19 protein-coding genes and 1 pseudogene are annotated in these 21125 nt (G+C 71.0%); 11 read left to right on the plus strand and 9 right to left on the minus strand.

Annotated elements, in window-relative coordinates; translation table 11 throughout:
- Position 1: 1 nt before the first annotated feature.
- Positions 2-754, plus strand: a complete 753-nt coding sequence (locus ABD733_RS05220) for a succinate dehydrogenase iron-sulfur subunit (RefSeq protein WP_344793962.1) — start codon at positions 2-4, stop codon at positions 752-754.
- A gap of 4 nt (positions 755-758) precedes the next feature.
- On the opposite strand, the gene ABD733_RS05225 is transcribed toward ABD733_RS05220, so the two are convergent.
- On the minus strand, positions 759-1103 hold the full coding sequence (locus ABD733_RS05225; protein ID WP_344793963.1) for a hypothetical protein: 345 nt from the start codon (positions 1101-1103) through the stop codon (positions 759-761).
- Positions 1093-2244 carry a DUF6177 family protein gene (locus tag ABD733_RS05230; protein WP_344793964.1) on the minus strand — a complete coding sequence of 384 codons (1152 nt, stop codon included), beginning with the start codon at positions 2242-2244 and terminating at the stop codon, positions 1093-1095. Before ABD733_RS05230 ends, ABD733_RS05225 begins: the two co-directional genes overlap by 11 nt.
- 110 nt (positions 2245-2354) lie before the next feature.
- Between ABD733_RS05230 and ABD733_RS05235 the strand changes: the two genes are divergently transcribed.
- Positions 2355-3257 (plus strand): hypothetical protein, encoded by a 903-nt coding sequence (locus tag ABD733_RS05235; protein WP_344793965.1) that lies wholly within the window; start codon positions 2355-2357, stop codon positions 3255-3257.
- A 78-nt stretch (positions 3258-3335) separates the two neighbouring features.
- On the opposite strand, the gene ABD733_RS05240 is transcribed toward ABD733_RS05235, so the two are convergent.
- Genes ABD733_RS05240 through ptsP form a run of 4 tightly spaced genes read right to left on the minus strand, consistent with a single transcriptional unit; the run spans position 3336 to position 8229 of the window.
- A complete protein-coding gene (locus ABD733_RS05240) occupies positions 3336-4505 on the minus strand; it encodes a mannitol-1-phosphate 5-dehydrogenase (protein WP_344793966.1) in 1170 nt (389 codons plus the stop codon).
- On the minus strand, positions 4502-4939 hold the full coding sequence (locus ABD733_RS05245; protein WP_344793967.1) for a PTS mannitol transporter subunit IIA: 438 nt from the start codon (positions 4937-4939) through the stop codon (positions 4502-4504). The genes ABD733_RS05240 and ABD733_RS05245 overlap by 4 nt, the downstream gene beginning before the upstream one ends.
- Positions 4940-4961: 22 nt before the next feature.
- Positions 4962-6530, minus strand: coding sequence for a PTS mannitol transporter subunit IIBC (locus tag ABD733_RS05250; RefSeq protein ID WP_344793968.1), 1569 nt, complete (start codon positions 6528-6530; stop codon positions 4962-4964).
- 40 nt (positions 6531-6570) lie between these two features.
- On the minus strand, positions 6571-8229 hold the full coding sequence (gene ptsP, locus ABD733_RS05255; RefSeq protein ID WP_344793969.1) for a phosphoenolpyruvate--protein phosphotransferase: 1659 nt from the start codon (positions 8227-8229) through the stop codon (positions 6571-6573).
- A gap of 205 nt (positions 8230-8434) precedes the next feature.
- Between ptsP and ABD733_RS05260 the strand changes: the two genes are divergently transcribed.
- The 9 genes and pseudogenes from ABD733_RS05260 to ABD733_RS05300 all read left to right on the plus strand — a co-directional run bounded on the left by ABD733_RS05260 (position 8435) and on the right by ABD733_RS05300 (position 17543).
- Complete coding sequence (locus tag ABD733_RS05260) at positions 8435-9205, plus strand: DeoR/GlpR family DNA-binding transcription regulator (RefSeq protein ID WP_344793970.1); 771 nt, start codon at positions 8435-8437, stop codon at positions 9203-9205.
- A gap of 76 nt (positions 9206-9281) precedes the next feature.
- Positions 9282-9551: an HPr family phosphocarrier protein gene (locus ABD733_RS05265; RefSeq protein ID WP_344793971.1), complete on the plus strand. Its 270-nt coding sequence runs from the start codon at positions 9282-9284 to the stop codon at positions 9549-9551.
- Between the two features lie 46 nt (positions 9552-9597).
- A complete protein-coding gene (locus ABD733_RS05270) occupies positions 9598-10443 on the plus strand; it encodes an exodeoxyribonuclease III (RefSeq protein WP_344793972.1) in 846 nt (281 codons plus the stop codon).
- A gap of 48 nt (positions 10444-10491) precedes the next feature.
- The gene (gene trpS, locus ABD733_RS05275) at positions 10492-11517 is read left to right on the plus strand and encodes a tryptophan--tRNA ligase (RefSeq protein WP_344793973.1); all 1026 of its coding nucleotides are present in this window, start codon (positions 10492-10494) and stop codon (positions 11515-11517) included.
- Positions 11518-11521: 4 nt separating this feature from the next.
- Complete coding sequence (locus ABD733_RS05280) at positions 11522-12091, plus strand: GNAT family N-acetyltransferase (RefSeq protein ID WP_344793974.1); 570 nt, start codon at positions 11522-11524, stop codon at positions 12089-12091.
- A 160-nt stretch (positions 12092-12251) separates the two neighbouring features.
- A complete protein-coding gene (ribD, locus tag ABD733_RS05285; RefSeq protein ID WP_425552893.1) occupies positions 12252-13250 on the plus strand; it encodes a bifunctional diaminohydroxyphosphoribosylaminopyrimidine deaminase/5-amino-6-(5-phosphoribosylamino)uracil reductase RibD in 999 nt (332 codons plus the stop codon).
- A gap of 29 nt (positions 13251-13279) precedes the next feature.
- Positions 13280-13888 (plus strand): annotated as a pseudogene (ribA, locus tag ABD733_RS05290) (GTP cyclohydrolase II); the annotation flags it as partial.
- A 173-nt stretch (positions 13889-14061) separates the two neighbouring features.
- A complete protein-coding gene (locus ABD733_RS05295) occupies positions 14062-15405 on the plus strand; it encodes an MFS transporter (protein ID WP_344793976.1) in 1344 nt (447 codons plus the stop codon).
- Positions 15406-15527: 122 nt separating this feature from the next.
- The gene (locus ABD733_RS05300) at positions 15528-17543 is read left to right on the plus strand and encodes an ABC transporter ATP-binding protein (protein WP_344793977.1); all 2016 of its coding nucleotides are present in this window, start codon (positions 15528-15530) and stop codon (positions 17541-17543) included.
- Positions 17544-17987: 444 nt separating this feature from the next.
- On the opposite strand, the gene ABD733_RS05305 is transcribed toward ABD733_RS05300, so the two are convergent.
- The 3 genes from ABD733_RS05305 to ABD733_RS05315 all read right to left on the minus strand — a co-directional run bounded on the left by ABD733_RS05305 (position 17988) and on the right by ABD733_RS05315 (position 21115).
- Positions 17988-18560, minus strand: coding sequence for an isochorismatase family protein (locus tag ABD733_RS05305; protein WP_344793978.1), 573 nt, complete (start codon positions 18558-18560; stop codon positions 17988-17990).
- Positions 18557-20056, minus strand: a complete 1500-nt coding sequence (locus ABD733_RS05310) for a D-alanyl-D-alanine carboxypeptidase/D-alanyl-D-alanine-endopeptidase (RefSeq protein WP_344793979.1) — start codon at positions 20054-20056, stop codon at positions 18557-18559. The genes ABD733_RS05305 and ABD733_RS05310 overlap by 4 nt, the downstream gene beginning before the upstream one ends.
- Positions 20057-20128: 72 nt before the next feature.
- On the minus strand, positions 20129-21115 hold the full coding sequence (locus tag ABD733_RS05315; RefSeq protein WP_344793980.1) for a Gfo/Idh/MocA family protein: 987 nt from the start codon (positions 21113-21115) through the stop codon (positions 20129-20131).
- Between the last annotated feature and the right edge of the window lie 10 nt (positions 21116-21125).

Genomic DNA, 21125 nt, shown 5'->3' on the forward strand with positions numbered 1-21125 from the left:
GATGAGCACCGTCCTCGAAGAGCGCCCGGCCGCCGCCGACGCCGTCCAGAAGTTCACCGCGACGATGATGATCCGCCGCTTCGACCCCGACGTCGACACCGAGCCGCGCTGGCAGGAGTTCTCGGTCGAGATGCTCCCCACCGACCGCGTGCTCGACGCGCTGCACCAGATCAAGTGGGAGCAGGACGGCTCGCTGACGTTCCGTCGATCCTGCGCCCACGGCGTCTGCGGCTCCGATGCCATGCGCATCAACGGCCGCAACCGCCTCGCCTGCAAGACGCTGATGAAAGACCTCGACGTCTCGAAGCCCGTCTACGTCGAGGCCATCAAGGGCCTGCCCCTCGAGAAAGACCTCGTCGTCGACATGGAGCCGTTCTTCGCCTCCTACCGCGAGGTCCAGCCGTTCCTGCAGTCGTCGTCGAAGCCCGAGAAGGAGCGCCTGCAGAGCGTCGAGCAGCGAGCCCGCTTCGACGACACCACCAAGTGCATCCTGTGCGCCGCGTGCACCTCGTCGTGCCCGGTCTTCTGGACCGACGGCCAGTACTTCGGCCCCGCCGCCATCGTCAACGCGCACCGCTTCATCTTCGACTCGCGCGACGAGGCGAGCGAGGTGCGCCTCGACATCCTGAACGACAAGGAGGGCGTGTGGCGCTGCCGCACGACCTTCAACTGCACCGAGGCGTGCCCGCGCGGCATCCAGGTGACGCAGGCGATCGCCGAGGTCAAGGCGGCCGTGCTGCGGGGTCACGCGTAGGCGGTCAGTCCTCGACGAGGCAGACGGCGTCCTGAGCGAGGGCGAGGCGGAGGGCGATCGAGACCCCTGCCTCGCCCTCCTCGCTCCAGGGCGCGTAGGCGTCGGTCCACCAGGTGGGCAGGGCGAGCTCGGGGGCGTTCGGCAGGAGGCGCCTGACCTCTCCGACCGTGCCGATCCTGCGCGGGGCGTAGACGGTCAGCAGGTCGACGCCGTCCTCGCTGAGCACCTGGACGGCGGCACCCTCGTCGATCTCCCGCACGGATGCGGCGCCCTCGATGCCCTCGGCCGCGTGCGCCACGGCGTAGAGGTCGTGGGCCGTCGACGACAGGATCGTGATCTCACGGGGCATCGGTCTCACCGCCCCGGGGCGAATCCGTCGGCCGGAGCCGCTCGCCGTGCGGATGCGGTTCGCCGTGCCGCTCCAGGTCTCCGTGGAGGTCGTCCTCCCAGGCCTGCAGGAGCGGCGGCTCGACGCTCGTCGTGACGCGCTCGGAGCCGACGGAGTCGAGGGCGTCGTGCAGGGCCTCCCAGCCGGACCTGAACGAGTCCCCGAGAGAGAGCAGGTACGCCGGCTTCCTCGGTCGGCCGACCACCCGGACGTGCTGCTCGTCGGCGAACGTCCGCTCGTGGAGGTCGAACCTCTCCACCGACGGCGCTCCGATCAGCAGGACGACGGGGTTCGGCGGCGGGTAGGTGAGCGGCCGAAAGCAGCGGTCGGGTTCCCCCTCCCGGGCGAGGACCAGCGCGAACGTCGGCAGGGACGACCTCGTGAGCCCGCCGAGGGCGTCGCCCAGTCGGCCGATGGCGGCGTCGAGGCCCGCCGATCCCCCGGGGACGTCCGCTGTAAGAGCGATGGTCTCCTCGATGCCCCGGTCGGTGACCCTCGCCGTGACGGCCGCCGAGAACCGCTCGCCCTCGACGAGGTAGCGGGACGTGCTCGGGGCGCGGTGCCTGGCATCCTGCGTCATCGCCCACCTGTCCCACGTCTTCTCGAGGGGCTCGCTGGCGCCCCAGACCTGCGGGTGGTATCCGCCGACGGCCATGGCGACGGCCTCGACCGCGCCGCCGAGCGCAGGATCGTGCGAGGCCGAGTGCAGGAGCGTCACGTCGACGCTCAGCTGCGTGGTGACCTGCTCGGCGCTGTGGACGGTGCTCTGGTGCAGGCCGGAGGCCGCAGGATCGAGCGACGGGTCGGGGCTCCCGACCGCCTCGTCGAGCGTCGCGTGGTCGACTCCGGTGATGCCGTCGCGGAACCCCGACGGCGTGCGGGCCAGCCAGATGCCGCCGGCGGCGACGAGCGCGGAGCGGAGGCCGATCGTGATGCGGGAGGTCTCCGGGGTGACGAGGGCGATCCTGCGGCCCGCTGCGACCGGACGTGCAAGGAGGTCGGCGAAGGGTGCGGACAGGCGGACGACGGTGGCCCGGCTCTCCACTCGGACGGCCCGCGACGTGATGTCATCGATCAGAGGATGACGAATCGGGATGCCCACCCGGCCATCCAACTCTCCGTGGCCTGGAGTCCGCCCACCTGGGTAAGCTCTGAGAGGAGCCCGGCCTCACCGCCCGGGCGGATCCTGTTCCCTGTCGCGAGAGGCCCGTCATGGACCCCGAGATCACCGACCGTCCCGCAGCTGCACCGGGCGCCGACCACAGCGAGACCCCCGAGGTCGAGCCAGCCGGCCTCGCCGTCCAGGCGCGAATGGCGGCCCTCATCGCCGAGTCGCTCGCCGACTCCGACTGGCACGGCGGGACGCTGTTCTGGTCGGCGATCGGCAGCACCGCCATCGGCCGCCTCACGACGCTCGACCTCTCCGGGCACGCGCGGGAGCACCGGCTGCCGGACGGCCTGGACGCCCTCGGTCGGGAGCTGCGCGAGACGATGACCACGCCCGAGAAGGGCGCCTGGCTGTCGATGACGCTGCAGCTCGGCCGCGACGGCTCCTTCGTCTCGCGCTTCAACTTCGACCGCCGCGTCTACGACAACCCGGCGACGCCCTTCGCCGCCGGGGAGCTCGGCGACGTCCCGAGCGACGACGACTACGCGTCCGACCTGCGCGAGCACCCGCGGAGCCCGCGCTCCCTCCCGGCGTGGCTGCGGCCCGCGTTCGAGGCGCCGGCCCCCTACGACGTCCTGGCCGACGCCTGGGGCTGGCCGGGAGTGTTCCGGAGCGTCGACCGCCAGGCGGCGATCGCGCTCGACCAGCACGAGCCGGCCGGGCCGGTCGCCAGAGAGCTCCTCGAGGGCGTCGGCCGGCGGGTCCTCCGCGCAGTCGTCGCCGACGTCTTGGAGCCGCACCGCGTCGCGACCCTGCTCGGCCTGCACGCCGAGGCCGTCTCCCGGAGGCTCCTCCCCGCGGTCGACGGCACCGCCGCGCTCGACTCCGACCAGAGCCTCCTCGAGGCCCGTGAGGCGTCGTCTCCCGCGCTGCTCGCCGTCGAGGCGGGCGTCTACGGCATCATCGGCGACCTGGTGCGGGCGCGCCTGGCGCCGGCCGTCGCCTGACGCGGCCCCCGAACCGAGAAGGCGACAAGAAACCAGCAGAATGCGTGGTGTCTTGTCGCCTTTTCGGGCGCAGCGGGCTCAGGATCGCGCGGCGGCGACCCTCTCGGCGAACGGCGCGACGAGCGGGTGCTCGGCCTCGAGGCCGGTGATGCGGGTCGCAACGTCGACGTCGGTGAGCGACTCGTCGCCGAGGAGCGCCTGGAGCTCGACGCTCTGGTCGTCCTCGGGGAAGTCGAAGCGGAGGGCGGCACCCATCGCGTCGAGGATCGCCTCGGGCGTGGTGCCCTGCTCGGCGATCGCGGCGCCGGGCGAGACGAAGCGCTCGTCCCGCGAGAGCTTGCGGAGCGGCTGCCGCCCGACCCGGGTCACGGTGTCGGGGAGGTGCGGGTTCTCGAAGCGCGCGATGATCGCGCTCACGTACGCGGCGTGATCGTTCGCATCGAGCTCGTGCTTCGCGATCAGGAACGCACTCGTCTCGCCGAGGACGGCCTCGACCTGCTCGCGGACGGCAGGCAGGGCGATGGCGTCGGAGATCTTCTCCGCCCCGGCGAGGAAGCCGTGGTACGCCGTCGTCGCGTGTCCGGTGTTGACGGTGAAGAGCTTGCGCTCGATCGACGCCTCGAGACCGTCGACCCAGTGCACGCCGGGGATCTCGGGCTCCGAGCCCTCGAACGGCGTGCGGTCGATGGCCCACTCGAAGTAGGTCTCGACGGTGACGTCGAGCCCCTGGCCGGGCTCCTGGGCCGGGACGATGCGGTCGACGGCGGTGTTGGCGAAGACCGCCTTCGCGAGTGCAGGATCGCTGTCGCCACCGGGGAGAGCTGCGACGATGAACTCCTCGAGGCGGTCGGTCGCATTGATGGCGTTCTCGCAAGCCAGGACCGCGACCTTCGGCAGGGAGGCGTCGCGGGCCTCGAGCCCCTCCGCGATCGCGGGGGCGATGAACCGCAGCACGTTCGGGCCGACGGCGCAGGTGACGATGGAGGCGGTCGCCACCGCTGCCACCACCGCTGCGGGATCAGCGGAGCTGTTGAGCGCGGTGAAGCGGGTGACCTCGTGATCCTGCGCGCCCTGACCGACCTCGTGGACGGTGTAGGAGTCGGCTGCAGCGAGCGAGTCGATCAGCTCGGCGTTGACGTCGGAGAACACCACGTCGTACCCGGCCTCGTGGAGCAGGAGCCCCACGAAGCCACGGCCGATGTTGCCGGCGCCGAAGTGGACGGCCGTGCTGCCGGGCGCCGGGCTCATTCGTTGACGTCTTCGAGCTGCTGGAAGATCTCGTCGACCCCGGCGGCGTCGCGCAGGTTCTGGACCTGCTCGTCGTCGGAGAAGATGATCGCGATCTTCGACAGGATCTCGAGGTGCTCGTTCTCGATGCCCGCGATGCCGACGACGAAGTGGACGGGGTTGCCGTCCCAGTCGATCGGCGTCGTGTAACGCACGAACGAGAGGGCGGACGCCAGGATCGCGTCTTTCGCCTCGTTGGTGCCGTGCGGGATGGCCAGGTAGTTGCCCATGTAGGTCGAGACGCTCTTCTCGCGCTCGATCATCGCGGGCAGGTAGTCGGCCGTGACCGATCCCGCCTCCACGAGGATGTCAGTCGCTTCGCGCATCGCCTCCAACTTGGTGGTGGCTGTGCCTTCGGCGCGGATCTGGCTCTTCTGGAGGACGGGATTGGTCATGGCCTGATGCTACTTTCCGTGGTCAGTTCTGGTGCTGGATCTCGGTGACGACCTCGTCGTACTTCGGGGAGTTCATGAAGTTGTCGACGGAGATGTGCTGCGCCTGGGGGTTCTTCTGGCGCGCGCGGTCGGTCAGATCCTTGTGGGTGATGATCAGCTGCTCGTCACCGGTGAGGTTCGCGATCGACTTGTTGACGACCGTGACCCCCTCGATGCCGGCCTTCTTGATCTTGTTGCGCAGGACGCTCGCGCCCATGGCGCTCGATCCCATGCCGGCGTCGCAGGCGAACACGATGTTGTCGATCCGCGTGGCCGTGGTCGTCCCGGCAGCGCCACCGGCGACACCGGTGCCGCCGAAGGTCGACTCCGCCTCGGCCTCGGTGGCCGGAGCGTTGTTGCCGAGGAGGCCGGTGGTCGCGGCGTTGGCGTCGCGGCCCTTCATGCCCTGCATCTTGCTCAGCGCGTCGCTCATGTCGCCGCCGCCGGCCGCGAGGTCGCGCTTGCGGCTGGCGAGGAGGAGGAGCGAGGCGACGACGCCCGACACGGCGGCCGAGAGGATGACCGACAGGATCACGCCGACGAAGCTGTCACGCGAGGTGTTCGCGAGCACGGCGATGATCGATCCGGGCGAGGCGGGAGCGACGAGACCGGAGCCGAAGGCCACGTTCGTGCCCACACCGGTGGCGCCACCGAGGATGACGGCGATGACCAGGATCGGCTTCTGCAGCACGAAGGGGAAGTAGATCTCGTGGATGCCGCCGAAGAACTGGATCAGGATCGCGCCGGGAGCCGAGGCGCGGGCGGCGCCGATGCCGAAGAACGTGAAGGCGAGCAGGATGCCGAGACCGGGGCCGGGGTTCGCCTCGAGCAGGAACAGGATCGACTTGCCCGACTCCTTGACCTGCTGCGCACCGAGCTGGTCGAGAACGCCGTGGTTGATCGCGTTGTTCAGGAACAGGATCTTGGCGGGCTCGATGATGAGGCTGGCGAGGGGAAGCAGGCCGTGGTTGATCAGGAACTCGACCGCGTTGCCGAGGCCGGTGGCGATCAGCTTGAACAGCGGGGCGAGCCAGAAGAAGCCGATCAGGGCGAGGGCGAAGCCGAGGATGCCGGCCGCGTAGTTGTTGACCAGCATCTCGAAGCCGGGGCGGATCTTGCCGTCCCAGATCTTGTCGACCTGTTTGATGAGCCAGGCGCCGAGGGGGCCGCAGATCATCGCGCCGAGGATCATGATCGTGCCGTTGGCGCCGACGATGACGCCCATGGTCATGACCGAGCCGACGACAGCGCCGCGGGTGTCGTAGACCATCCGGCCGCCCTGGAATGCGATCGCGAGCGGGATGAGGTAGGTCAGGATCGGCCCGACGAGACCGAGGTTGGTCCCGCCCGCGCCGTCCGACCCGAACCCGCCGAGGACGCCCACGGGCGTCCAGCCGGTCTGGATGAAGAACGCGGTGATGAAGCCCCACGCGATGAAGATCGCGATGTTGGGCATGACCATGCCGGAGAGGAACGCTCCGAACTTCTGGACCTGGACTCGGCCACCGGCCCGGCTCTTGGCCGGTGCGGCGCCTGCAGACGTCGTTGTCATTGTGGGTTTCTTTCTCTGTGGTGTGGGGTGAGGGGAGGGATCAGAGGGAGGTGACGACGGAGGCCACGGCCGACCGGGCGGCCGCGGCGGACGGAGCGGCGAGGGCGGCCGCGGCCATCCTGCGCGCCTCGTCGAGGGTGTGGGTCGAGAGCTCGGCGCGCACGTCGGCGAGGGCCGCGGGCGTCATCGAGAGGGTCGTCGCGCCGAGGCCGACGAGCACCACGGCGAGCACCGGGTCGGACGCGGCCTCGCCGCAGATCCCGACGCCCTTGCCGACCGCGCGGCCGGCGTCGCCGAGCTGCGCGACGAGGCGCAGGACCGCAGGATGCCACGGGTCCTGATACGAGGCGACGGTGCCGAGCATGCGGTCGGCCGCCATCGTGTACTGGGTGAGGTCGTTCGTGCCGATCGACACGAAGTCGGCGACTCCGAGCACCTGGTCGGCCATCAGCGCGACGGAGGGCACCTCGGCCATGACGCCGGCGGTGCGGATGCCGAGCTCGCGGGCGAGGGAGACGAAGTACTCGGTCTCCTCGACGTCGGCGACCATCGGCGCCATGACCCACAGGTCGGCCTCGGTCTCGGCGTCGGCCTGGGCGAGGGCGGTCAGCTGGTCGCGCAGGATCTCCTCGTGGTGACGGAGGGCGCGGAGCCCTCGGCGTCCGAGCGCCGGGTTCTCCTCGTCCTTGTCGGTGAGGAACGGCAGCGGCTTGTCGGCGCCCGCGTCGAGAGCCCGGACGACGACCTTCTTGCCGGGGAACTCCTTGAGGAGCGCCACGTAGGAGGCCTTCTGCGTCGCGACGTCGGGGGCGTACGGCGAGTCGAGGAAGAGGAACTCGGTGCGGAAGAGCCCGACGCCCTCGGCTCCGGCGGCGACAGCCGCGGGGGCGTCGTTCGGCGAGCCGACGTTGGCGAGGAGCGGGACGAGCGTGCCGTCCTTCAGCGCGCCCGGAGTGAGCGGGGCGTTGACCGCGGCGAGCCGCTCGGCGCGCTTCCGCTCGGCCTCGGCGAGCTGCTCGTCGGTGGGCTCGGTGATCACGACGCCGGCTCCGGCGTCGACGACGACCGTCTGGCCGTCGACCAGGTCGTCGGCACTCGTGACGCCGACGATCGCCGTGATGCCCTTGGCGCGGGCCAGGATCGCCGTGTGCGAGGTGGGGCCGCCGTCGCGCGTGACGAGGGCGAGCACCTTGTCGAGGTCGAGGAGGGCCGTGTCGGCGGGCGCGAGATCGCGGGCGACGAGGACGAAGGGGGTGTCGGACTCGGGGACGCCCGGCGCGTGCACGCCGCGGAGCTGAGCGATGATGCGCTGGGAGACGTCGCCTAGGTCGGCTGCCCGCTCCCCCATGTAGCCGCCCATGCCGGACAGGATGTCCTGGAACGACTTGAAGGCGTTGTAGACCGCGCGCTCCGGGTTGGTGCCGGAGTCGATCTGAGCGTGGACGTCGTCGAGGATCGAGGGATCCTGCGCCATGAGGGCCTGGGCCTCGAGGACCTGCTGCGCGTCGCCGCCGGCGAGCGCGCCGCGCCGACCGAGGTCGGCGGCGACGACGGCGAGGGCCTCGCCGACCGACGCCTTCGCCGACGCCGCGTCGCCCTGGAGGGGCGAGGCGTCGGGTTCGCCGAGCGGGGCCGCCATGCGGAGGACGGGGCCGCTCGCGGTTCCGCGGCCGACTCCGACACCGGGCAGTTCAGGCATCCAGGACTCCTTCATCGTGGCTCGCTCGGGTGGAGCGTCTACAGCGTGGGCAGTTCGTCGCGCACCAGGCGCTGCGAAGACCATACCTCGATCTGAATTGACAAACAAACAAAATCAGAGCTAAAAATGCAGCAACAGACATTTGTTTGCGCTTGGATTCCTCGCAAGAGGGTTCAAAATGCCCATTTCGCCTTGATGAGGACCGATGTACGCTCCAGAACGCCATCTGCGGATCGTCGAAGAGGCGAGGCAGCACGGGCGTGTCGACGTCCGCGACCTCGCCGAGCTCCTCGAAGTCACCCCCGAGACCATCCGCCGGGACCTCACGAGTCTCGAGCGCCGCGGGCTCGTCCGGCGGGCCCACGGCGGCGCCATCCCGGTCGAGCGGATCACCTTCCACCCGGGCGTCGGCGACCGGGGCGGCATCAACACGGCCGAGAAGATGGTCATCGCGCAGGCGGCCGTCGACGAGATACCGGAGAACGGGTCGATCATCATCGACGCCGGCACCTCCACGATCCTGCTCGCCCAGATGCTGCCCTCCGACCGCGGCCTGACCGTCGTCACCCACTCGCTGCCCGTCGCCATGGCGGTCGCGAGCCGCCCGGGGATCGACCTGCACCTGCTCGGCGGCAGCGTCCGGCGCGACTCCCTGGCCGGCGTCGGCACCTGGACGCACCAGCTCGTCGGCATGGTGTCGGTCGACGCCGCGTTCATCAGCGTCGGGGGCATCACGCCCGAGCGCGGCCTCACGACGCACAACATCGCCGAAGCCGCCGTGAAGTCGGCGCTGATCAAGGCGGCGCGCCGGAGCATCCTGCTTGCAGACCACACCAAGTTCGGGCGCGAGGAGTTCGGCCGGGTCGCCCCGATCGCCGCGATCGATACGATCATCACCGACCCCGCCGTCAACCTCGACCTCGTCCGCGAGGTGGAGGGCGCCGGCACCGAGGTCTTCTGGCCCGGCCGGAACTGATCCGGCAGGGCCCGACCGGCTGCGGCAGGCCCGCAGCGCGTACCGTCACACGAACACGACCATCTCGAGGAGCACCATGTCCGAAGCCACCCGCACCGTCACCGTCGCCAGCTCCTCCGGGCTGCACGCTCGTCCGGCCTCGCTGTTCGTCCAGACCGTGACCGCGTCCGGCCACCAGGTGACAATCGCCAAGGGCGACAAGTCGGTCAACGCGTCGAGCATCCTCGGCCTCCTGGGCCTCGGCGTCAACACGCGCGACGAGGTCGTCCTGACGGTCTCCGGCGACGACGCCGAGACGACGGCCGACTCGCTCGTCACGTTCCTCACCACCGACCACGACGCCTGAGCCCCGACCGGCCTCCGGCGTCGGCGGGTGTCAGTAGTCTTTCGGCATGGGAACACGCCTGCGTCTCGCCTCGATCAACACCAACGGAATCCGCGCCGCGTACCGCAAGGGCATGGGCGAGTGGCTCGACGGGCGTGACGTCGACATCCTGGCGATCCAGGAGGTCCGCGCGTCGACCGACGACATCCAGGGGCTGCTCGGTCCGGAGTGGAGCGTCCTGCACGACGAGGCCAGCGCGAAGGGCCGCGCCGGCGTCGCTCTGGCGAGCCGTCGCGCCGCCGAGATCCACCGCGTCGACCTCGGCGCCAAGACCTTCGACAGCGCCGGCCGCTGGCTGGAGGCCGACTACGACGTCGACGGCACGATCGTGACCGTCGTGAGCACCTACGTGCACTCGGGCGAGGCCGACACCCCCAAGCAAGACGAGAAGTGGAAGTTCCTCGACGCCATGTCGAGGCGCCTGCCGCAGCTGCAGAAGCACAACGAGCTCGCCGTCGTCGTGGGCGACCTCAACGTCGGGCACACTTCGCTCGACATCAAGAACTGGCGCGGCAACGTCAAGCGGGCCGGGTTCCTGCCGCGCGAGCGCGCCTACTTCGACCGCTTCTTCGGGCCCGCGGGCAAGAAGGTCGAAGGCGCCGACGGCTCCACCGGCAAGGGCCTCGGCTGGGTCGACGTGGGTCGCCGCGCGGCCGGAGACGTCGACGGGCCGTACACCTGGTGGTCCTGGCGCGGCGCCGCCTTCGACAACGACACCGGCTGGCGCATCGACTACCAGATGGCCACCCCGGCCCTCGCCGAGCGCGTGACGAGCTACACCGTCGACCGCGCCGAGTCGTACGACAAGCGCTGGTCCGACCACACGCCGGTCGTCGTCGACTACGACATCTAGCCCTCCGTCTCCCTCTCGCACCAGCGCTCTCCACCAGCAAGGAACCCCATGTCCCTCCCCCGTCTCTTCTCGGGTATGCAGCCGTCCGCCGACTCCCTCCACGCCGGCAACTACATCGGCGCCCTCCAGCAGTGGGTCGACCTGCAAGACACGCACGACGCCCTCTACTGCGTCGTCGACCTCCACGCGATCACCGTCCCGCAAGACCCCGCGGTCCTCCGCGAGACCACGCGTCGCACGGCGGCGCAGTACATCGCTGGCGGCATCGACCCGGCGAAGTCGATCCTGTTCATCCAGTCGCAGGTTCCGGCGCACGCCGAGCTCGCCTGGGTCCTGAACACGATCACCGGGTTCGGCGAGGCCAGCCGGATGACCCAGTTCAAAGACAAGTCGGCCAAGCAGGGCGCCGACTCGGCCTCGGTCGGGCTCTTCACCTACCCGATGCTCATGGCGGCCGACATCCTGCTCTACAACACCCAGCTCGTGCCCGTGGGCGACGATCAGAAGCAGCACGTCGAGCTGACCCGCGACCTCGCGAACCGGTTCAACTCGCGCTTCGGCCCGACGTTCACCGTCCCCGAGCCGTACATCCTCAAAGAGACGGCCCGCATCTACGACCTCCAGAACCCGGAGTCGAAGATGAGCAAGTCGGCGGCCTCCGACTCCGGGATCGTCTGGATGCTCGACGAGCCGTCGAAGACGGCGAAGAAGATCCGGAGCGCCGTGACCGACACCGGCCGCGAGATCCGCTTCGACCGTGGCGAGAAGGCCGGGGTCTCGAACCTCCTGACCATGCTCTCGGCCTTCAGCGGGCAGAGCGTCGCCTACCTCGAGGAGGCCTATGTCGGGCGCGGCTACGGCGACCTCAAGAAAGACGTCGCCGAGGCCGTCGTCGAGGCGTTCACGCCGATCCGCACGCGGACCCTCGAGCTCCTCGACGACCCCGCCGAGCTCGACCGGGTGCTGTCGGCGAACGCCGACCGGGCCGACGAGATCGCCAGTCGCACCCTCGACGACGTGTACGAGAAGGTCGGCTTCGTGCGGAAGGTCCGTCGGGCGACACCGGCGGCCTGAACCCGTGCAGCCGTTCGTCCTCGAGTCGCCCCGGCTGCGGCTCGAGGTGCCCCGCACCGCCGACACCGTCGCGATCCACGACTGCTGCCAGGACGAGGAGCTCCAGCGCTTCACGACCGTCCCGGTGCCGTACACCTTCGGCGACGCACAGTTCTTCGTCTCGCAGATCGTCGAGCGCGGCTGGCTGACCGGCCGCGAGTACACCTGGGGTCTGCGCCTGCCCGGGTCCGACGTGCTGGTCGGCATGATCAGCATCCGGTTGAGAGACCGCGACGTCGGCTTCTGGCTCGCCGCCGACCTCCGCGGCCGCGGACTCATGACCGAGGCCCTGCGGCTCGTCGCCGACTGGGCCTTCTCGGAGGGCCTCGACGACGTCCTGTGGGAGGGCTATGTCGGCAACCTCGGCTCCGCGGGCGTGGCCCGCAAGGCCGGGTTCACCTACACCGGCACCGGCCCCGGGCTGCAGCCGGATCGAGACCGAGGGCATCCGCAGTGCTGGAAGGCGCGCCTCGGCCGCGACGACGACCGGACCGAGAAGGCCGGCTGGCCGCCCGAGACGAGGGGCGCGGTCTGACCGTCCCGGGCACGAGTCGCTCGACGCCGAGCCTTCGCGCACCGTCCGAGGAATACGCCTCCCGGGCGCGTGTTGGCTATGGTCTAGTGCGCGCCCCGCGCCGAGCCGAGAGAGCCCACCCGTGAACCCCACCCCTCCGAGCGACACCGAAGAGCGAGCCATGCGGCACGCGCTGTCGCTCGCGTCGAACGGACCGGCGACCGGCGTGAACCCGCGGGTCGGGTGCGTGATCCTGCGCGGAGACGGCTCGATCGCCGCCGAGGGCTGGCACCGCGGGGCCGGAACCCCCCACGCCGAGGTCGACGCCCTCGCCCGGCTCGCGCCCGGCGAGGCGGCCGGGCTGACCGCCGTGGTCACCCTCGAGCCCTGCAACCACCACGGCCGGACGGGCCCCTGCAGCGAGGCCCTCCTCGACGCCGGGGTGGCCCGCGTCGTCTTCTCCGTCGACGACCCCGGTGAGCACTCCGCCGGCGGGGCCGAGCGCCTCGCCGAGGCCGGCGTCGCCGTCGTCTCGGGCGTCCTCGTCGACGAGGGCACCGAGTTCCTCCGCCGCTGGCTCACCTCCGAGAGGCTCCGCCGCCCGTTCGTCACCGTCAAGTGGGCGTCGAGCCTCGACGGGCGGGTGGCTGCCGCCGACGGCAGCAGCCGCTGGATCACCGGCACCGCGGCCCGCCAGCACGTGCACGAGCAGCGCGCCGCCCACGACGCGATCCTCGTCGGCACCGGCACCGTCCTGGCCGACGACCCGAGCCTGACCGCCCGCGGGGACGCCGGAGAGCTGCTCCCCCATCAGCCCAGACCCGTGATCGTGGGCGAGCGGGCGGTGCCGCGCGATGCGAGCATCCTGCGCCACCCGCGCGGCACGATCGAGCTCCGCACGCGCGACCTCGAGAAGGCGCTCGGCGAGCTCTACGCCGACGAGATCCGGAGCGTCTTCGTGGAGGGAGGGCCGACGATCGCGACCGAGCTCGTCCGCCTGGGCCTCGCCGACGACATCCTGGTCTACCTCGCCCCGACGCTGATCGGCGGGCCGAGGCTCGCCCTGGGCGACGTCGGGGTCCGCTCCATCGACGACCAGCAGCGCCTCCGGGTGATGTCGGTCACACCCCTCGGCGACGATCTCGCGATCCTCGCCCGCACCCAGAGTGGGAGCTCCTGATGACCGACACCCCCGCCGTGCGCCCGCACGTCTCCTTCGAGGTCGAGACGACCGTCCCGACCGGCCACGGCACGTTCCGCATGCGCGCCTACCACGACCTCGACACCGGAGCCGATCACATCGCCATCGTCTCGGGCACCCCCGGTGACGGCGCGCTCGTCCGCGTCCACTCCGAGTGCCTCACCGGCGAGGCGTTCGGCTCGCTCAAGTGCGAGTGCGGGCCGCAGCTCGACGCGGCGCTCGACACGATCCACAACCACGGCGGCGTCGTCGTCTACCTGCGCGGCCAGGAGGGGCGCGGCATCGGCCTCATCAACAAGCTCCGCGCCTACAAGCTGCAGGAGGAGGGGCTCGACACGCTCGACGCCAACCTCGCGCTCGGTCTGCCGGCGGATGCGCGGGAGTACGGGGCGGCGGCCGACATCCTGCGCGATCTCGGCATCTCGAGGGTTCGTCTCCTCACGAACAATCCCGACAAGCGCGACCAGCTGACCGCGCACGACATCGAGGTCAGCGAGATGGTGCCGCTCGTCGTCGGCGTCGGCGCGTTCAACGAGGCCTACCTCGACACGAAGCGCGACCGGATGGGCCACCGGCTGCCCGGCGAGCTCGACACCGGCTTCGACCCGGTCGACTGAGGGGGCCTCAGCCCTGAGGTAGGCTTGTCGCCTGATCGCCACAAGCGGTCGAACACTTCCCGGTGGCGACGACGCGGTGCGGAAGCGCCCGCATCACCCTGCGCCGCCTCCCCGCGACCGCCACCTCCCGCACGCCCGACCAGCGTGCATCCGGTCTCGGAGATCACACCCCCATGTCAACCAGCACTGCCTCCCCGACGCGCCCGGCGCCCGTCAACTCGAGGGCCCGCGTCATCGTCGCCAGCCTCATCGGCACCTCGATCGAGTTCTACGACTTCTACGTCTACGCGACCGCCGCCGTCCTCGTCTTCCCCACCCTGTTCTTCGCGAACGCCGACCCGACGGTCGCGCTCCTGGCGTCGTTCGCCGTCTTCGGCGTCGCTTTCATCGCGCGCCCGGTCGGCTCGATCGTGTTCGGCCACTTCGGCGACCGGATCGGCCGCAAGAACACCCTCATCGCGTCCCTCCTCACCATGGGGATCGCGACGTTCCTCATCGGCGTGCTGCCCCCGGCGTCGGCTGGCGGCTGGCACGTGCTGGCGCCGACCTGCCTCGTGATCCTGCGCTTCGCCCAGGGCTTCGGGCTCGGCGGCGAATGGAGCGGCGCGGCCCTCCTCGCGACCGAGAACGCGCCCGAGGGCCGCCGTGCGGTCTACGGCACGTTCCCGCAGCTCGGCGCGCCGATCGGCTTCATGATCGCCAACGGGCTCTTCCTGATCCTCAACGTGACCATGTCGGCCGAGGCGTTCGCGTCGTGGGGCTGGCGGATCCCGTTCCTGGCCAGCGCGATCCTGGTCGCCGTGGGCCTCTACGCCCGGTTCAAGCTCGTCGAGACCCCCGCGTTCACGAAGGTCGTCGAGACCGGGAACGTGTCGCGCCTGCCGCTCGGGCGGGTGTTCCGGACGAGCTGGCGGCAGCTGATCCTCGGCACGTTCATCATGCTGGCGACCTACACGCTGTTCTACCTGATGACCACGTTCACGCTGACCTACGGCACGACGCCGACCGCAGCCCCGGTCGCAGGGCTCGGCTACTCGCGCGAGTCGTTCCTCCTGATGCTGATCGTCGGAGTCGCGTTCTTCGGCATCTTCACGCTCGTCTCCGGGCCACTCGCGGAGCGCTTCGGGCGCCGCAGGCTGCTGCTGGCGGTGACCGCCGGGATCCTGGTCTTCGGGTTCCTGTTCGCGCCGCTGTTCGCCGCAGGCTTCGCGGGGGCGCAGGGCCTGCTGATCATCGGGTTCATCCTGATGGGCCTCACGTTCGGCCCCATGGGCGCCGTCCTGCCCGAGCTGTTCCCGGCGAACGTCCGCTACACAGGATCCGCGATCAGCTACAACGTGGCGAGCATCCTGGGCGCCGCTGTCGCCCCCTTCATCGCCGTCGCGCTCTGGAAGGCGGCCTCCGGGAGCACCTGGCTCGTCGGCGTGTACCTGTCCGCCATGGCTCTGATCACGCTGGTTGCGCTGTTCCTCAGCCGCGAGACGCGCGACGTCGACTACTCGAGCAACCTGAAGTAGCCGCCTCTCCTCCCCCGACGGCCCCTTGCGCGTGTTCTCCACAGGCGCAGGGGGCCGTACTCGTCGCCCAGCCGGGCGAGCCTAAAATCGAGCGCAGGATCACCACGCCTCGAAGGACGTCCATGAGCTCCGACACCACCGCACGGCCCGCCCCCGACCCGGCTTCGCCTTCGGCGTCCTCCCGTGGTGCCGCGCCGGCTCCTCGCCCCACACCCGCCCCCGCTCCCCGTCGGGCACGCGGTCTCGGCCGGGGCAGGTCGAAGCGCGTCCGCCCACCGAAGCTCGACCGGAACGGCAGGCCGATCCCCGAGGGCCCTCGCGCCACCTTCTCGCAGCTGCTGCCGTTCCTCTTCGAGCACAAGCCGATGCTCGCCGTGATCATCGTGCTGAGCGTCCTCGGCGCTGCAGCGTCGCTCGCGCAGCCCCTGCTGGTCAACCAGGTGATCGGCTTCGTGCAGGCGAACAAGCCCCTCGGCACGCTCGTCTTCCTGCTCGTCGCCCTCGTCGTCGTCTCCGGGCTCCTCAGCGGGTTCCAGCACTACCTCCTGCAGCGCACCGGCGAAGCCGTCGTCCTCTCGAGCCGGCGCCGGCTGGTGTCGCGGCTCCTGCACCTGCCCATCAGCGAGTTCGACGCGCGTCGCACCGGCGACCTCGTCTCGCGGGTCGGCTCCGACACGACGCTGCTGCGGGCCGTCCTCACGCAGGGCCTCGTCGACGCGATCGGCGGCTCCCTCACGTTCGTCGGCGCCATCGTCGGCATGGCGATCATCGACCCCGTCCTCCTCGGGCTCACCGTGCTCGTGGTCGCCGCGTCGGTCGCGGTCGTCGTCACGCTCTCCGGCCGCATCCGCGTGGCCAGCCAGCGCGCCCAGCGGAAGGTCGGCGACCTCACCGCCGCCGTCGAGCGGTCGATCTCGTCCATCCGCACGGTCCGGGCCTCCGGTGCGACCGAGCGCGAGATCGCCGCGATCGACATCGACTCCGAGGGCGCCTACGACCGCGGCCTCGAGGTCGCCAGCGCGTCCGCCGTCGTCGTGCCGATCGCCAGCGTCGCGATGCAGGTCAGCTTCCTGGTCGTCCTCGGCGTGGGCGGCTACCGGGTCGCCTCAGGAGCCGACACGATCGCGCAGCTCGTGTCGTTCATCCTGTTCCTGTTCCTCATGATCATGCCGCTCGGGCAGGCCTTCGGCGCCGTCACGAGCGTCAACTCCGCGCTCGGTGCGCTCGGTCGCATCCAGGAGATCATCGACCTCCCGAGCGAGACCGACGACGACGCCAGGATCGCGGCCACCGTCGCCGGTCCTGCCGCGACTCCCGCCTCGCCGGCCGACACCACGAGCGCGATCCGCTTCGAGGGCGTCGAGTTCTCCTACCCGGCCGCCCCCGTCGAGGGCGAGGATGCCTCTTCCGTGGTCGCCGCCGCGGCCGGCCCCTCCGCCGGACCCTCGGCCGACGACCTGACGGTGCTCCGCGGCGTGAGCTTCGACGTGCAGCGCGGCCGACGGACCGCCCTCGTCGGCCCGTCGGGAGCAGGCAAGTCGACGATCCTGGCGCTCATCGAGCGGTTCTACGACCCGACGGCCGGCACGATCACGCTGGGCGGCACCGACATCCGCGTTCTCGACCGAGGCGAGCTGCGCGCGCAGATCGGCTACGTCGAGCAGGACGCCCCGGTGCTCGCGGGCACGATCCGCGACAACCTGGTCCTCGGCTCGCCCGACGCGACCGACGACGACTGCCGCCGCGTGCTCGAGGCCGTGAACCTCACGGCCGTCCTCGAGCGCGGGGAGCACGGCCTCGACGCGCAGGTCGGCGAAGACGGCGTGATGCTCTCCGGTGGCGAGAAGCAGCGTCTCGCCATCGCACGGACCCTGCTGGCCGCGCCGCCGATCCTGCTGCTCGACGAGTCCACCTCGTCGCTCGACGGCATCAACGAGCAGCGCCTGCGGGAGGCCATCGACGCCGTGGCCGAGAACCGCACGCTCATCGTCATCGCGCACCGGCTGTCGACCGTCGTCGACTCCGACCAGATCGTCGTGCTCGAGCAGGGCCGCGTCGTCGGCGTCGGCACCCACTCGGAGCTCGTCGTCTCGACGCCCCTCTACAAAGACCTCGCGAAGCACCAGCTGCTCGTGTAGGCGGTTGCTGTGCGGGGCGCTGCCGCTGGCGCTGGCGCTGGCGCCGCGATCGCAGTAGATGTCGCCTCGGGCCGGGCGCAGGCGACGACTACTGCGATCTCGCGGCACCGTCGCACGGCAGCAGCACACGCGCCGAGATCGCACTTCGACACGCCCCGGTCGCCCGCACGCCTGTCCAACTGCGATCTCGGCAGGCACCCGCGAGATCGCAGCAGATGTCGCGTCGGGCCCCGCCCACGCGACGACTACTGCGATCTCGCCGCGCCGTCGCACGGCCGCAGCACCCGCGCCGAGATCGCAGTTCGACACGCCCCGGTCGCCCCCACGCCTGTCCAACTGCGATCTCGGGGCAAGACACCCCCGAGATCGCAGTAGATGTCGCCTCGAGCCGGGCGCACGCGACGACTACTGCGATCTCGCCGAGCGGCAGCGGCAGGCAGCGAGCTACGCGAGCGTCACGCCAGCAGCAGCGAGCTCGGCGAGAGCCGAAGCAGAGCTCGCGGGCGCGACACCGGCCACGAGGTCGCGCAGCACCCGCACGCGGAGGCCCGCCGTGACGGCGTCGAGGGCCGTCGCACGCACACAGTGGTCGGTCGCGATGCCGACGACGTCGACGTCGGTCACACCGCGCTGCTCCAGGATGCGGGCGACCGGCGAGCCGTCGTCGCCGACGCCCTCGAAGAGCGAGTAGGCGGGCTCGCCCATGCCCTTGCGGACGTGCACGTCGATCAGCGAGGCGTCGAGGCCGGGGTCGTAGTCGGCGCCCAGCGATCCTGCGACGCAATGGACGGGCCAGGTCGACACGAAGTCGGGCGGGGACGTGGTGGCGAAGTGCCCTCCGTTGTCGTCGTCGCCGTGGTGCCAGTCGCGGGAGGCGATCACGACGTCGTAGGCCTCGGGAGCCGACCCGAGCATCCTGGTGATCCCCGCAGCGACGGCCGCGCCGCCGTCGACACCGAGCGCGCCGCCCTCGGTGAAGTCGTTCTGGACGTCGACGACGAAGAGGGCGCGGGTCACTGGTTCGAGAGGTTGGCGCCGCAGGAGTAGACGGCGGTCGAGAGGGTGTCGAGGGCTTCGCGCGCGGTGCCGGAGACATTGCCGATGGCGTAGAAGGCGAAGGTGAGCTTGGTGCCGTCTTTTGCGTCGATGACGCCGGCGAGGGTGTAGGCGCTGTCGATCCAGCCCGTCTTGGCGTGGACGGCGCCGCGCGCGACCGCGTTCGCGCCGGTGAAGCGCGAGGCCAGGGTGCCCGTCTGTCCGGACACCGGCAGCGAGTCGTAGAGGAGGCCGAGCGAGCCGCTGCGAGCCAGGACCTTCTGCATCAGCTGCGCCTCGAACGCCGACGGGACGCCGTTGTTCGCGCTCTCGCCGGAGCCGTCGACGATCTTGATCGCGGAGGCGTTCAGCCCGTAGGTCTTCGCGAGAGCCGCCTGGTACACCGACGTGAGCGAGGCCGCCGAGCCGTCTTTGCCCGAGACCTTCGACGACACGCGCGCCAGCATCTCGGCGAGCGTGTTGTCGCTGTTCGGGATCATCTGGCCGATGAGGGTCGAGACAGGCTGCGACTGCACCTGGGCGAGCACGGTGGCGCTCTTCGCGGCGCCCTTCGTGATCGGGGCGTTCGAGGCTCCGTCGACGCCGGCGGCCACGAGCGCCTTCCGGAAGAGGTCGCCGGCCCGGCCGACCGGGTCGGTGCTGCGCGGGCTCGTCTCGAGCGAGGGGTTGGCGCGGTCGCCGTCGACCATCAGCGCGACGACCTCGGGCTGGTAGCCGATCGTCTGCTCGGTGCGGGGCCAGGACGGGTCCCACCGGTCGGTGTCGTTCCAGTAGGTGTCGTCGAGGTCGATGCTGGTGAGCTTCGTGGTGCCGAGCTTGGCCTTCACCTGAGCTGCGAGCGTGGCGAGCTTCGGCGCGCCGGTGTAGAGGCTCTCGGCCCCGACCGGCGTCGCGCTGAGGGTGGCGTCGCCGCCTCCGACGAGGGCGATGTCACCCTTGTCGCCGACGACCTTCGTGGTGAAGCGGTAGTCGGGCCCCAGGACCGAGAGCGCGGTCGCGGTGGTCAGCGTCTTCATGACGCTGCCCGTCCGGGCGGGCGTCTGGCCGTTGCGGTCGAAGAGCGTGGCACCGGTGGCCGAATCGACGACGGTGCCCTCGAAGGAGCCGAGCCGGGAGTCGGCGGCCGCGGCGGCGACGGAGCAGGTGCGCAGCGGACTCGCGCTCGGGATGGCGGAGGGGACGGCGCGGGCAGCCGCCGTCGGCTTCGGGGACGGCGACTTCGAGGAGCGCGGCGAGGCCGACGGCGAAGCGGGAGTCGACGCGGACACCGAGGCGACCGGCTGCACGGAGGCGGCGTCGGCTCGGCCGGTGGCTGCCCCGGCGGCGACTGCGCCGCCCCCGAAGAGCACCAGCGCGAGGGCGCCCCCGGTGATCGCTGCGGCACGCGGGTGAGCGCGGAGGATGGCGGGAACACGGGAGCCGGAGCCGCCCGCCGGCGCCTGATCGTCGGAAGTCATCGGAGCCATCCTACGAAATGCTGCCGCGAGCGCCAGCCTCGGATGGTGTCGGCATCCGCGCTCGAGCCCGGGCTACGCCTTCTCGCCCGGGTACCGGACGCCGAGCTGCCGCCGGATCTCGTCCATCGTCGTGGCGATCGCGACCGTGTCGTCGGGCGTGAGCGGCGCGTCGTCGCCCCAGCCCTCGGCGACGATCCGCTCGAGCTCGAAGGCCTGGTGCTGCATGCCGCGGAGGCCGTGCTCGTCCGAGTCGTACCGCTCGGTCTGGCGCCCGTCGGCGTCGAACACCGTGAAGCCGCTGGCCGAGAAGAAGACGTCGTCGATCTCGATCCTGCCGGCCGTCCCGTCGATCCTGGCCGAGTTGTGCTGGCGGAGGTCGAGGGCGGCCGAGATCATCGACCGGGCTCCGCCGTCGTGCTCAAGGACGGCTGCGACCCGGGCGTCGACGCCCTGGTCGCTGAGCACCCCGCTCGCGTGGACGCCGGTCGGCGCGCCGAGCACGTCGAGGGCGAAGGCCACCGGGTAGACGCCGAGGTCGAGCAGGGCGCCACCGCCGAGGGCCGGGTCGTTGATGCGGTGCCGCGGGTCGGTGGGGAGGCTCTGGCCGTGCGTGCCGGCGAAGAGGCGGAGCTCTCCGATGGTGCCGGCGCGCAGGATCTCGCGCAGTCGCCGATTCTGCGGCAGGAACCTGGTCCACATGGCCTCGAGCGCCACGACCCCGGCTCGGGACGCGGCCTCGAACACGTCGCGCGCCTCGGCGGCGTTCACCGTGAACGGCTTCTCGACGAGCACGTGCTTGCCCGCGGCGATCGCGAGGAGCGCCTGCTCCCGGTGGAACACGTGCGGGGTGGCGACGTAGACGACGTCGACGCCCGGGTCGGCGACCAGCGCGTCGTAGCCGCCGTGGGCGGTCGGGATGCCCAGCTTCGCGGCGAACGCGCGCGCGGTCTCGTCGCTCCGGGAGCCGACGGCGGTCACGGTCAGGTCGGCGCCCTGGAGGTCGCGGACGAACGTCTCGGCGATGCCTCCGGTGCCCAGGACTCCCCAGCGCAGTGTCATGACCCCTGTC

This window comes from Frondihabitans peucedani (assembly GCF_039537585.1).
Taxonomy (GTDB): Bacteria; Actinomycetota; Actinomycetes; order Actinomycetales; family Microbacteriaceae; genus Frondihabitans; species Frondihabitans peucedani.